The organism is Megasphaera hutchinsoni, from assembly GCF_001553405.1.
Classification (GTDB): Bacteria; Bacillota; Negativicutes; order Veillonellales; family Megasphaeraceae; genus Megasphaera; species Megasphaera hutchinsoni.
Genome location: NZ_KQ960952.1, coordinates 165,589 through 178,896, shown reverse-complemented (window position 1 = coordinate 178,896; position 13,308 = coordinate 165,589). Strand labels below are relative to the sequence as shown.

At 39.5% G+C, this 13,308-nt stretch carries 14 protein-coding genes and 3 tRNA genes; 3 read left to right on the top strand and 14 right to left on the bottom strand.

The features are described 5' to 3' along the window. Positions 1-9: 9 nt before the first annotated feature. The 3 genes from HMPREF3182_RS04840 to HMPREF3182_RS04830 all read left to right on the top strand — a co-directional run bounded on the left by HMPREF3182_RS04840 (position 10) and on the right by HMPREF3182_RS04830 (position 254). Positions 10-86, top strand: a tRNA-Pro gene (locus HMPREF3182_RS04840). Between the two features lie 9 nt (positions 87-95). Beyond that, positions 96-169, top strand: a tRNA-Gly gene (locus tag HMPREF3182_RS04835). Positions 170-177: 8 nt separating this feature from the next. Then, positions 178-254: transfer RNA gene (locus HMPREF3182_RS04830), tRNA-Arg, on the top strand. Between the two features lie 100 nt (positions 255-354). Here HMPREF3182_RS04830 and HMPREF3182_RS04825 read toward each other — a convergent pair. The 14 genes from HMPREF3182_RS04825 to HMPREF3182_RS04760 form a co-directional block, all read right to left on the bottom strand. Continuing rightward, positions 355-1,041: an HAD family hydrolase gene (locus HMPREF3182_RS04825; protein ID WP_062485795.1), complete on the bottom strand. Its 687-nt coding sequence runs from the start codon at positions 1,039-1,041 to the stop codon at positions 355-357. Between the two features lie 28 nt (positions 1,042-1,069). Beyond that, positions 1,070-2,269, bottom strand: coding sequence for an acetate/propionate family kinase (locus tag HMPREF3182_RS04820; RefSeq protein ID WP_007393031.1), 1,200 nt, complete (start codon positions 2,267-2,269; stop codon positions 1,070-1,072). 27 nt (positions 2,270-2,296) lie between these two features. Further along, positions 2,297-2,833, bottom strand: a complete 537-nt coding sequence (locus HMPREF3182_RS04815) for a hypothetical protein (RefSeq protein WP_007393014.1) — start codon at positions 2,831-2,833, stop codon at positions 2,297-2,299. A gap of 290 nt (positions 2,834-3,123) precedes the next feature. Then, entirely contained in the window at positions 3,124-3,741 is a 618-nt protein-coding gene (locus HMPREF3182_RS04810) for an ECF transporter S component (protein WP_007392996.1), read from the bottom strand. Positions 3,742-3,950: 209 nt separating this feature from the next. After that, positions 3,951-5,234, bottom strand: coding sequence for a phosphoribosylamine--glycine ligase (purD, locus tag HMPREF3182_RS04805; RefSeq protein WP_062485792.1), 1,284 nt, complete (start codon positions 5,232-5,234; stop codon positions 3,951-3,953). After that, a complete protein-coding gene (locus HMPREF3182_RS04800) occupies positions 5,231-5,836 on the bottom strand; it encodes a hypothetical protein (protein ID WP_062485788.1) in 606 nt (201 codons plus the stop codon). The genes purD and HMPREF3182_RS04800 overlap by 4 nt, the downstream gene beginning before the upstream one ends. Before the next feature lie 11 nt (positions 5,837-5,847). Next, positions 5,848-6,459 (bottom strand): phosphoribosylglycinamide formyltransferase, encoded by a 612-nt coding sequence (purN, locus tag HMPREF3182_RS04795; RefSeq protein WP_062485785.1) that lies wholly within the window; start codon positions 6,457-6,459, stop codon positions 5,848-5,850. Further along, complete coding sequence (gene purM / locus HMPREF3182_RS04790) at positions 6,452-7,519, bottom strand: phosphoribosylformylglycinamidine cyclo-ligase (RefSeq protein WP_007393010.1); 1,068 nt, start codon at positions 7,517-7,519, stop codon at positions 6,452-6,454. Before purM ends, purN begins: the two co-directional genes overlap by 8 nt. Beyond that, positions 7,506-8,924: an amidophosphoribosyltransferase gene (purF, locus tag HMPREF3182_RS04785; protein ID WP_007393038.1), complete on the bottom strand. Its 1,419-nt coding sequence runs from the start codon at positions 8,922-8,924 to the stop codon at positions 7,506-7,508. Before purF ends, purM begins: the two co-directional genes overlap by 14 nt. A 26-nt stretch (positions 8,925-8,950) precedes the next feature. Further along, a complete protein-coding gene (gene purE, locus HMPREF3182_RS04780; RefSeq protein ID WP_062485783.1) occupies positions 8,951-9,445 on the bottom strand; it encodes a 5-(carboxyamino)imidazole ribonucleotide mutase in 495 nt (164 codons plus the stop codon). A 206-nt stretch (positions 9,446-9,651) separates the two neighbouring features. Continuing rightward, positions 9,652-10,566, bottom strand: a complete 915-nt coding sequence (locus tag HMPREF3182_RS04775; RefSeq protein WP_007393008.1) for a dihydroorotate dehydrogenase — start codon at positions 10,564-10,566, stop codon at positions 9,652-9,654. Then, positions 10,563-11,327, bottom strand: a complete 765-nt coding sequence (locus HMPREF3182_RS04770) for a dihydroorotate dehydrogenase electron transfer subunit (protein WP_007393016.1) — start codon at positions 11,325-11,327, stop codon at positions 10,563-10,565. The genes HMPREF3182_RS04775 and HMPREF3182_RS04770 overlap by 4 nt, the downstream gene beginning before the upstream one ends. Before the next feature lie 115 nt (positions 11,328-11,442). Continuing rightward, entirely contained in the window at positions 11,443-12,414 is a 972-nt protein-coding gene (locus HMPREF3182_RS04765) for a transketolase family protein (RefSeq protein ID WP_007392997.1), read from the bottom strand. After that, positions 12,411-13,235: a transketolase gene (locus HMPREF3182_RS04760; RefSeq protein ID WP_062485780.1), complete on the bottom strand. Its 825-nt coding sequence runs from the start codon at positions 13,233-13,235 to the stop codon at positions 12,411-12,413. The genes HMPREF3182_RS04765 and HMPREF3182_RS04760 overlap by 4 nt, the downstream gene beginning before the upstream one ends. Positions 13,236-13,308: the final 73 nt, after the last annotated feature.

The following is a 13,308-nucleotide window of genomic DNA, read 5'->3' as shown; positions in this document are numbered from 1 at the left end:
TTTTGTTGACGGGGCATAGCGCAGTTTGGTAGCGCACTTGGCTTGGGACCAAGGGGTCGCAGGTTCAAATCCTGCTGCTCCGACCAATATTTTATGCGGGTGTAGCTCAATGGTAGAGCGCCAGCCTTCCAAGCTGGTTACGTGGGTTCGATTCCCATCACCCGCTCCATTTATTATGACTCAGTAGCTCAGCTGGATAGAGCAACAGCCTTCTAAGCTGTGGGTCTAGAGTTCGAATCTCTACTGGGTCACCACAAAAACCTTTTAAAAACCTTCTATTAAATGGAAGGTTTTTATTTTATAGCGAAAAATAAAAAAACTTCAAGAAAACTCTTCTTGAAGTTTTTTTTTATACTATACTTGTAGCAACGAAATAAACGTGTCTACATCAGGTAATTCCGGTAATACTGCCCATGGTTCACACGCAGCAAGAACATCATACGAATAATGTCCCGTTGCTACCGCAATAGTCTTTGCCCCGATAGCTTTTCCACATTGTATATCATACGGTGTATCACCAATGACATACACTTCTGCAATTTCATCGCCCCACTGCTTTTCTGCAATTTTTCGTGCATGTTGTGCTAAATCATTGCGATAATAAAAATGAAAAGCAAATCCCGAATGCACAAAGTCAAAATATTTATCTAACCCAAAATAAGATAGCTTTAATTTTGCACCGATGGAACTATTACCCGTTAACAATAGTTGCTTAACTTGAGGCTTATGATGCAAGGCCTCTAAAATAGGAGGTACCGCCTTAAAAATAGTCCCTTCCTTTCCCGTTCGTTGCAACCATTTCAATAAAGCCGCTTCGTATTGCCGACAAAAAGACTGAACTTCCTCTTCTGTTGGCATAATCCCCGTCGACTTGTACAACACTTGCTGACAAATATAATTATCCGTGCGTCCGCCTGCCTCAATTCGCGGCAGATGCACCTTTGGCCCCTTACACTGTCGAAATACTTCTAGCACTGCATGCATTCCCGCAGCACCTGTATTAATAAGGGTTCCATCAATATCCCAATATACGATATTCATCTTGTACCTCTGCCGCTAATATCGGCTATTACTTCGTCTGCGAAACAATATCACGCGTATCCCGAGCAATCATAATTTCTTCATTTGTCGGAATGACATATAATTTTACGGTAGAATCATCCGTACTAATCAACGCGTTTTTGCCACGTACATCATTACGTTTTTCGTCTAATTTTGCTCCTAAATAAGCTAATCCACGACAAATACCCGCACGATCTTCAATACCATTTTCGCCTACACCTGCTGTAAAGGTAATAACATCTACCCCTTCCATAGCAGCTGCTAACGCACCAATCGCTTTTTGCACTTGATAATGGAACATATCCAATGCTAATTTAGCTCGTTCATTCCCATTTGCTGCGGCTTCCCCTAAATCACGGAAATCACTGGATACACCAGAAATACCAAGTACACCCGATTTTTTATTCATGATCGTATCCATTTCCTTTGCCGATAAACCACGACGTTCCATTTCATGTAATACGATAGCTGGATCAATATCTCCACAACGAGTACCCATTAATACACCGGGCAAAGGAGTAAATCCCATTGTCGTATCTACGCTTTTACCATATTTAATAGCCGCTAACGAAGAACCATTTCCTAAATGGCAGTTGATAATACGCAATTTTTCAACAGGAACTCCCATAACACGAGCAACTTCACCAGCAACATAACGATGGCTCGTGCCATGAAAACCGTAACGGCGAATACCATCTTCTTTATAAAATTCATAAGGAACACCATACATAAATGCCTTTGCGGGCATAGTTTGATGGAATGCTGTATCAAAAACACCAACTTGAACAACATTAGGCATAATCGCCTGGCAAGCTTTAATACCAATAATATTAGGCGGATTATGAAGTGGGGCCATATCTACGCATTCATCCAATGCCTGCATCACTTCATCTGTAATTAATGTAGAGCAAGCAAATTTTTCACCACCATGAACAACACGATGTCCTACGGCATCAATAGCATCCATAGAAGTAATAACACCACAGTCTTTATCTGTCAAAATGTTTAATACCAATTGAACAGCGACATTATGATCGGGAATAGGTTGATTAATAACCTTTTTCTGATCTTTCCATTTATGGGTTAAAACACCCTCTGCCAATCCAATGCGTTCTACTAACCCTTTTGCCATTACTTCTTCATTCTTCATGTCTATCAATTGATATTTTAACGAAGAACTACCACAATTTACGACCAATATGATCATTACCTGTACCCTCTTTCGTTCATCTAATTATTGTATGTGACCAAAGACACGATCAATCGCTTCTTTCCCGATGTTATCACCTTGACGATATACATATTGAATGTGCCATACTTGGTCTTTATCTTCAAAGAAGAGACTTTGCATCACAATACGGATTTTTTCATCCTTACGAAGTTGATTATAATGACATATCAATTCGCGTCCAGACCGATTACCAATATTGATTTGCCTACTCTTCATTTGTAGATCTGAAATATCTTCCGCCTGTGAAAGTGCTAATACCACGTTATCAATGGTTTGATCAACTGTCGTCGCTGTTTTAGGTTCAGCTAATGCAATGATGGTCATACGCTTATCTTCGCCACCATACAATACGCCTGGATCTGATTTGCGCTGTATCCGTCCTAAATCAAAAGGACTTTGCATATACAATTCAGATGAGCCTACTTTTAATTGTACTGTACCAAAACTATATGTTTCTAATACAGATGCATTGCCGCATCCAGCCACAATAGCTGCTGTTCCAATTAAAATAATTGCTTGTTTCCAAGATTTCCACTTCATAACCTTCACCTATTTTTCTTTCTACAGACTCTTTTTAGTATATCATATTCACTGTCTATAATAAATATTTTTATTAATTTTTTTCATCATTTCTTGTCCGTTATGAATTTCTACCATCATATTTATTATCCCACTACTACCGCTCTTTTTTAACACGTTTAGAAAAGAAATAACACAAAAATTTCTAAAATACAACCCCTCTTTACTTTTTATCAAGCAAAGAGGGGTCCTATTCGGTTACTAATTTTTCGTGTATAAGTAACGATATTCCATATGTAACCCATTCATTTCTATTTTCTTACTACCCGCTGTAACACCGTTACTACAGATGCCGTAATAAAGGCCGAAATCAAAGCTTCTGGTAATCCATTCATCGCACAAATCCCAATGATAATATCCGCTACATGTGCAACAGGAATATGTCGAACTTCGGCAAAATGCTTAGCATATAATAAAAAGATACCTCCCATAACACCAATGGTATTAATAGCCGAACCAATAAATCCAGCAATTGCCAAGCTTAGTAAATTTTGTCGAATAAGCTTACGAATTCCTACATACGTATAATAAGCACCTACAGCAATTAAAATCCGTGGAAGGATCGAAATAAGTGGATTTAATAAAGCAAAAGATAATACAACAGGCGATGTGATTGCCTGAATAATGCTAAAACAACCAAATAAAAATCCAACCATTATGCCTACCCGCGGTCCAGCCAAAACAGCCCCAATAATAACCGGTACATGTAATATGGTTGCTTTCATCATCGGTAAAGGAATAAAACCATAACCCGTTACTCCCAATAAGACAGTAATGCCTGCCAGCATACCAATGATGGTTAATTCCTGAGTCGTAAATAAAGCCTTTTTTACGGGTACCGTGAATGAATCACCCGAATATTTATTCATTCTTTTTCCTCCGTTCTCGTTCTTGTACAGATACAAGTCGTTATAATCAAACATACCACTAACATTGCGGTCTCGCTTTATGCCAACCAACTATAACAATGCTTCGTATTTATGCCAAATGTATTATAACATAACCAAATGTACTTGCCCATAGAAAAACAAGAAAAAGTGAAAAAAAGAACAATTCTATGCCTAGGATGTGTTATTTGCTAAAACAAATCTTTCTTAGTAAGATGTTGCAACCCCTTATATGCAATGTCTTTACGATATTGCATACCTGCAAAATTAATTTTATCAACTGCTTGATAAGCTTTTATAACCGCTTCTTTTAAATCCATTCCCGTTGCGGTAACCCCTATCACGCGTCCGCCATTTGTCACAAAAGTCTGTTCTTTTTTTTTCGTACCCGAATGGAAAACAAGCACATCATGAATTTCATTCAGTCCATGAATAACATCCCCCTTATGAGAGGTAGCCGGATAACCGCTAGAAGCCATCATAACACAACAAGCAGCACCTTTTTGCCATGTGACTTGTTTAGCATCGACCGTTCCTACTGCACAATCATACATAATTTGTGCCAAATCTCCTGTCAGCAAAGGTAATATAGCCTGTGTTTCGGGATCACCAAAACGACAATTAAATTCAACTACCTTTGGTCCCTCTTTAGTAATCATTAACCCCGCATATAAACAACCTCGATAGGTAATTCCTTCTTGGTGTAATGCTTGTAATGTTGGGTATAAAATGCGTTCTTTTACTAATTTCATCAGGTCTACAGTCAATATAGGTGCGGGTGCATATGCGCCCATCCCCCCTGTATTCGGTCCTTTATCATGATCAAATATACGCTTATGATCTTGAGCAGAAATAAGAGGCACTACCTGTGTACCATCTACAAAAGATAATACACTTACCTCTTCGCCTTCCATGCACTCTTCTATCACAACCTTAACCCCTGCAGCGCCAAATTCTTTTTCTGCAAGCATACGTGAAACGGCTTGAATTGCCTCCGTTGTCGTCTGGGCAACAACTACCCCTTTTCCTGCCGCCAATCCATCCGCTTTAATTACAATAGGTGCACCTTGCTTAAGAATATACTTCTTCGCACTTTCTAAATCCGTAAACACTCCATATGCGGCCGTAGGAATCCCATATTTTTTCATCAATGCTTTAGCAAATGCCTTCGAGCCTTCTAACTGTGCTGCTTTTTTATTCGGTCCAAATACAGGAATACCTACGGCTTGCAAACAATCGGTTATCCCCTGTGTCAATGGTCCCTCTGGCCCAATAACAACAAGATCCACTTTTTTCTCTTGACAAATTTTTACCATTTCATCGAGGTTATTATTTTCCACCGGCACACAAGTAGCGAGTGCTTTCATTGCATCATTTCCAGGAATAGCATAAATTGATTCTACTTGTTTACTTTTTGATAATGCATAAACAATGGCATGTTCTCGACCACCACTACCAATAACTGCTATTTTCATTCTATGCCTTCCTTTCTTACTACCTCTTGTAAATACGTAGCAATAGCTGTATCATATGCCGCTGTATGAGCAAACGCTTCACGGGCTAATTTCAATCGATAGGCATCAGAAAAAACACCATCCCTTTGCAAAATAGAAATGCATTCGGCATATTGCTTGGGATTTGTAATAACCGCTACATAGGCATTATTTTTAGCCGCTGCACGGACCATACAAGGACCTCCAATATCAATCTGTTCAATCGCATCAACTAATGTAATACCCTCTTTTTGTATGGTTTCCTCAAAAGGATATAAATTAACTACCACCATATCAATAGGAATAATATCATATTTTTTCATTTCTTCCTGATCACGAATATGATCACGCCGTGCTAAAATAGCCCCATGAATCTTGGGATGTAACGTTTTAACACGACCATCCATCATTTCAGGAAAACCCGTTACATCGGATACGGAAATAACAGGCACCCCCTGTTCTTTTAATAACCGAAAGGTTCCTCCCGTAGAAAGGATTTCAATTCCCATTTTAGTAAGAGCCTGTCCCAATGCAACAATTCCCGTTTTATCCGATACACTTAGTAATGCTCGCTTTATTCTCATCCCTCTACCTCCTATTTTCGATGTACTACACGCGATTCACAAATTTCTAATTGATCATTACAAAATAACGATACGGCATGAACAAAAGCAAGATGTTCTTTAACCAAAATACGATTTGCCAATGTATCTTCTGTATCTGTTTCATATACAGGAACCGTTTCTTGCGTAATAATGGGTCCATCGTCCATCGCAGGCGTAACAAAATGAACCGTACAACCAGCAACTTTTACACCCGCCTCAAGTGCCTGCCGTTGTGCATGTAACCCCTTAAATGATGGCAATAAAGAAGGATGGATATTAATAATTCTACCTTCATATGCACGTACAAAATCTGCATCCAATATTCGCATAAAACCAGCTAAACAAATTAAATCGGGATGCAACGCATCAACCTGCATTTTTATTTTTTTATTAAACGCCCCTTTTGTAGGATATTCCTTTCTATCAACAAGAAAAAATGGAATATCCCATTCTTTCTCTTTTTGGCGGATCTGTGCTTGCGGTATATCACAAATAAGTCCTACGGGAATCCCATTAATACGACCATCTTGCATCGCTTCATACAAAGCACTCGCATTTGAGCCTCGTCCTGAAGCCAATAAAAGCACCTTTTTTTTAGTCATTAAAAAGTCCTCCCTCTAAAACAACAGGCACATCGCTTTCTCTGACTTCTCCTATTATATACGCTGCTTCATGTTGAGCCGCTAACCATTCACGAATGGGACCAGCATCTTCTGGTGAAACGACCAAAATCATACCAATTCCCATATTAAATGTGCGATACATTTCTCTTACAGCAACATTTCCCCAATTTTGTAATAATGTAAAAATAGGCAATACAGGCCACGCTGTGGTATCAATGACTACACCTAATTGGTTTGGTAATATGCGGGGAATATTTTCATAAAATCCGCCTCCCGTGATATGTACCATTCCCTTTATCGTGTATTTCTTTAAAAGCGGTAAACATACTTTCGGATACAAACGAGTAGGCGTCAATAATGTTTCTCCCAAGGTAGTTCCTAGTTCAGGAATGTTTTGATCTAAAGAATAATGCATCCGATCAAAAATTATTTTTCGCACTAATGAGAACCCATTAGAATGTACGCCTGTTGAAGGAAGCCCAATCAATACATCACCAGCCTGGATCGTATTTCCCGTAATTAATTTTTTTCTTTCCACAATACCCACGCCAAAGCCAGCTAAATCATAATCACCTTTCGCATAAAATCCAGCCATTTCCGCCGTTTCGCCACCTAATAAAGCACACCCTGACTCTTTACAAGCTTGAGCGACGCCACGGACAATCGTAGCTACTTGCGTAGGCTCAAGTGCCCCTACAGCAATATAATCCAGGAAAAATAGCGGTTCTGCACCTTGTACTAAAATATCATTTACCGACATAGCAACACAATCTTGCCCCACTGTATCATGTTTTCCCATTTCAATAGCTAGGCGTAATTTGGTGCCAACACCATCAGTACCACTGACTAAAACAGGATCTTCCATCCCCATCTTAGCTAATGAAAACAATCCGCCAAAACCGCCTAAATCACCGATTACTTCTGGACGATAAGTGGCTTTAACAGAATCTTTCATTAATTCAACCGCCTGATTTCCAGCATCAATATTGACTCCGGAAGCAGCATAAGTTAACGCTTCTTGATTATTATTCAAAGGCATATTTTTCTCCTTCCTCCGTAACGACGGGGACAGTTGTAGGATAATGATTATTAAAACAAGCCATACACATAGTATTCGGTAAAATATGATCCATTGCTCGATATAATCCTTCAGGCGAAATAAAATGTAATTTATCTACGCCAATATAAGCTCTTATCTCTTCTTCATTCATACGTGCCGCGATTAATTCTTTTCGTACGGATGTATCAATGCCATAAAAACAGGGATATTTTACAGGTGGAGCAGAAATACATAAGTACACTTCTTTCGCGCCTGCTTCACGCAACATCTTGCAAATAATACCACTCGTTGTTCCGCGTACAATCGAATCATCTACCATGACAATGCGTCGATCTTTTACCACCGATTTGACCACATTTAACTTCATTCTCACCGCTAGTTCTCTTTGTTTTTGATCTGGTTTAATAAAGGTACGTCCCATATATCTATTTTTAATTAACCCATAATTAAATGGAATGCCAGAAGCCATAGAATATCCAATAGCTGCCGTTGTTCCACTATCGGGTACAGAAATTACTAAATCTGCATCATATTGTGTTTCTTTCCACATTTCTTCGCCCATGTTCAAACGAGCCTGATAGACATCTTGCCCATCAATAATACTATCAGGGCGAGCAAAATATATATATTCGAAAGAACATACTTGTTTCGATTGCGGAGCAGTATACATTTGTGAAGTAATTCCACGGTCGTTAATCTTAATATACTCCCCTGGCAAGACATCTCGAACAAACGTAGCATGAATGGCATCTAATGCACAACTTTCTGAAGCAATAACATAACCACCTGATGCCGTTTTGCCGATACAAAGAGGTCGAAAGCCAAAGGGATCGCGTGCTCCATATAAAGCATCTTTCGTCATAAAAACTACTGAATACGCACCTTCAATCCGTCTCAAGCTATCCATCATACGTTCTTCTATCGTTTTTTTGTGACTTCGCGCGACAAGATTAACTATGATTTCACTATCCATTGTCGTTTGAAAGGCTGTCCCGCTTTTATCTAACGCTTCTCTTAACTGTCTCGTATTAGTTAAATTTCCATTGTGTGCTAAAGCGACTTGTCCCATTGAAGTATATACCGCTAATGGCTGTATATTTTGTGGATTATTCGCACCTGTCGTAGAATAACGGACATGTCCAATCCCAATATGTCCAGTTGCCGAAGGAACTCCCTTTTCAAAAACATGACTAATAAGCCCCATTCCACGATGGGTATGGATATTTTCTCCATCATGTAAAGCCATCCCACCACTTTCTTGCCCACGATGTTGTAAAGCAAAAAGCCCCCAATAGATATATTTAGGAATATCTAATTTCGGGTCATAGATACCAAATACACCGCATTCTTCATGCCATTTATCTAAGGTTGGATCGTATAACATACCATTCCTCCATTAATATTATTGCTTTATATTGCTTGTACGGCCTCTTGTATTTTTTGATTTTTTCTTTCGACTTCTACGGCCATATTATGCCGATAGGAGCTATATTGTTGAGCTAACTTATGATTTGATGCAGCCCCAATTTGAATAGCCAACAGAGCAGCATTTTTCGCACCATTAATAGCTACGGTAGCAACTGGCATTCCCGATGGCATTTGTACAATCGACAATAACGCATCCATACCTTTCATAGGGCCGCTTTCCAACGGTACACCAATAACAGGAAGCGTAGTGTATGAAGCTACTACACCTGGTAAATGTGCAGCCATGCCAGCCCCTGCAATAATACAGGTAATGCCTCTTGCTACAGCTGTTTCTGTAAACTCTCGAACTGCTTGTGGCGTACGATGAGCAGATGCTAATAACACTTCGTATTCTACTCCAAATTGTTTTAATACTTCTAACGCCTTTTTCATTACTGGGAAATCCGAATCACTCCCCATAACTACTCCTACTTTCAACAATAATCCCTCCTAAAAACAAATACACCTCAAGAACATCTTATTCTTGAGGTGTATACACTGAGACATACGACTTGCACCGCAATTTACAATGGCATTTTTTTCGCAGCTGTAATAAAGCAGGCATCGTATTCTCTCCATTCATTAACAATAATAACTATGTGTCCTAATTGACATCATCATTTTAACAAAAAGAAATATTCATGTCAATCTTTTAATGTGCCAATTATTTCACAAATATGTGTGATTTTTTCTTGTTGACAATATTTTTCAAGACCTATGGCAATCTCTTCTATTGCCTGCGGATTAACAAAATTATAAGCACCAACTGCAACCGTTGTAGCTCCTGCCAGCATAAACTCTACTACATCCTGCCATGTGCTGATTCCCCCAACACCTAAAATAGGAATATGTACAGCCTTAGCTACTTGCCATACCATACGTAAGGCAATCGGTTTAATCGCTGGTCCCGAAAGTCCACCCGTAATATTTCCTAAAACAGGTTTTCTTGTCGTAATATCAATAGCCATTCCCGTTACCGTATTAATAAGTGAAATTCCACTTGCACCCGCAGCTTCTACCGCTTGTGCCATATAGGTAATATCTGTAACATTAGGCGATAATTTCATAATTACTGGTTTTTTCGTATGCCTTCGCACTGCTGCTGTCACTGCTGCTGCCGCCTTAGCATCTGTACCAAAAACAATACCGCCTTCTTTAACATTCGGACAAGAAATATTGACCTCAACCGCATCTACGCCAGGTACATCTAATTTTTCAGCAAGCTCTCCATATTCTTCTACCGAACTAGCTGACATATTCACAATAAGTGGAATATGCAATTTTTGTATCTCCGGTAACAAATTAGCTAAAAAAAACTCCACCCCTGGATTTTCTAAACCAATACAATTAAGCATCCCCGATGGCGTTTCAGCAATACGCACACCTGCATTTCCTTCTCTCGGTAACGGCGTAATACCTTTTGAAATAATCGCCCCTACATACTTCATTTGTAAAAACGGCATATATTCAAAACCAAAGCCAAACGTTCCTGATGCCCCCATAATAGGCGTATTCATAGGTATCCCTAAAAAAGTAGTTTGTAATATAGAATTACTCATAAAAATACCTCCCGCGAGGAAAATACCGGTCCATCACTACATACTTTGTATCGAATACCAGCTACTTTTCCCGTAAAAGTACACCCTAAACAGACACCAAATCCACAAGCCATGCGTTTTTCCAAAGAAACCTCACAATCGATATTATGGAGCATTGCTTCTCTAGCAACTGCTTGCATCATTGGCGTTGGTCCACAAACAGCTATATGACCTACCGTATGCTGTTTAAAAATAAACGGTAAAGCAGCTGTCGCAAAACCATGGATACCTACGGAACCATCATCAGTAGTAGTATAAATTATATCGGTATAAGCTGAAAACAAGTGAGTCCAAAAAGTTTCTTCTTTATTTTTAGCCGAAATTAAGACAATAGGATGTTTTATCTTCTTGGCTAAAAACAAGAGTGGTGCCGCTCCCATGCCACCGCCAATTAATAAGGAATGTTCCCTACCGATTGAAAAAACTCCCTTTCCCAAAGGTCCTTCAACACTGATAACTGAAGTGGGTAATAACGTTTTCATTTCGTTAGTTCCTTGTCCTACTACACGATACATTATTGTAATGGTTCCCGTTGTAGGATCCGCATTAGCAATTCCAAAGGGTCTACGCAAAAACGTGCTACCTGCCATATATTTTACATTCACAAATTGTCCTGGCTTAGCAATCGCAGCAATCCGTGGAGCCTTGCACACCATTTGATAAATTGAAGGAGTAAGTACTTTATTCATCATAATTTCAGCATTTTCTACCCATGTTATCAATTAACATCCCATTCCTTTCCTTAAAGTTCCCATGTATTTTATCATAAAAAACACTAAAAATAAATAAAAAAAGCAAAGAAACATCTTTTATATGCTCCTTTGCTCTTGTATTCTCTTAAATACTTACCTTACAAAGACATTCGGGTAATGTAATTTTACGTGTCAATACTTTTTCAACGGCCTGACAAATAGTATCCGTTCCTAAATGATATGCCGTTAATAACTCATCCGGATCACCCGATTCGCCAAAGCAATCTTCTATACCGACACATTCAGCAGGTACACAACAATGTTGACTTAGTGTTTCGCAAATCGCACTCCCCAAACCACCTATACGCTGATGTTCCTCACAGATAACAACTGCTCCCGTAGCAGCTGCATATTGACAGATCCCCTCCACATCTAACGGTTTAACCGTATGTACATTAATAACAGATGCAGAAATACCTCTTGCTGCCAATTGCATAGCTGCCGCCAAACTTTGAGCTACCATCACCCCGTTAGCAAAAATAGTTACGTCTTTTCCTCTGCGCATAACAGATATTTTTCCCAACACAAAAGGTGTATCATCCGTAGTAACCACTGGTGCTGGATTACGCCCAAAGCGTATATACGAAGGCTCTTTAATATCATATAAAGCCAGCGTAGCCTTATATGTTTCCTTATAATCACAAGGAACAACCACAGTCATATTAGGAATCGTACGCATTAAAGCAATATCTTCTAGTGCTTGATGTGTACCACCATCAGGGCCAACAGAAATGCCCGCATGAGCACCACCTAATTTTACGTTCAAGCGATTATAACAAACAGTATTACGAATTTGTTCCCAGGCTCGCCCCGTTAAAAAAACACCATACGTAGAAACAAAAGGCGTTAATCCTGCTGCGGCCATGCCAGCTGCAGTACCAACCAAATCCTGTTCAGCAACACCAATATTAACATATTGTTCTGGATACTTCCGACGTACCCAATCGGTTCTCGTCGAGGTAGCAACATCTGCATCCAATATAATTACATCTTTATGAGTATGACAAAGTTCTAACAACGCATTACCATACCCATCACGCATCGGTACTCGTTTCATTCTTGTACCTCCTGGCTTAATTCCTTCATCGCACTGGCATACTGCTCTTTATTCGGAGCCATACCATGCCAATCTGCTTGATTTTCCATATATGAAACGCCTTTTCCTTTTACGGTCTTTGCCAGTAGTACTGTTGGTTTTTTCTTCACCTGTCGTGCTTCTATAAAAGCCTGATATACGGCCTTTACATCATGCCCATCAACAGCTATAACATGCCAGCCAAAGCCCTGCCAAGCAAAAGCTACTCGCTCCATATCTTTTATCACATCGACCGAATCAACTAATTGTAAGCCATTACAATCCACAATCAAACAGACATTATCTAATTGATGTTGCACGGAAAACATAGCAGCTTCCCAAATTTGTCCTTCTTGTTGCTCTCCATCGCCAATAAGACAATACACCCGTGACGCTATATCTTGTCTTTTTAAAGCAAAAGCTATTCCATTGGCAATAGATAATCCTTGTCCCAATGAACCCACGGCCATATCCAAACAAGGCAACTTTACCATATTGGGATGCCCTTGTAACGAGCTTCCTAATTGTCGCAGCGTTCGCAATTGAGATATTGGAAAAAATCCTTTGCGAGCCAAAACACTGTAATAGGCAGGTGCCGCATGGCCCTTAGATAAAATAAAACGATCACGCGTAGGATCATCTGGACATGAAGGATTACACTGAAAAATATCAGTAAAATATAAAGTTGCCATAATTTCTACTGCTGACAATGAACTTCCAGGATGACCTGATCCTGCCAAATAGATAGACTGCACAGTATCTTGCCGAATTTGCCTACACAGTCTTTGCAGTTCCTTCATCATGCATTTCTTCCTCCTACTACCAGCAAACCAATATAAGGAAAAACGCATTGGTACGCCTTACATTAGCCCATGC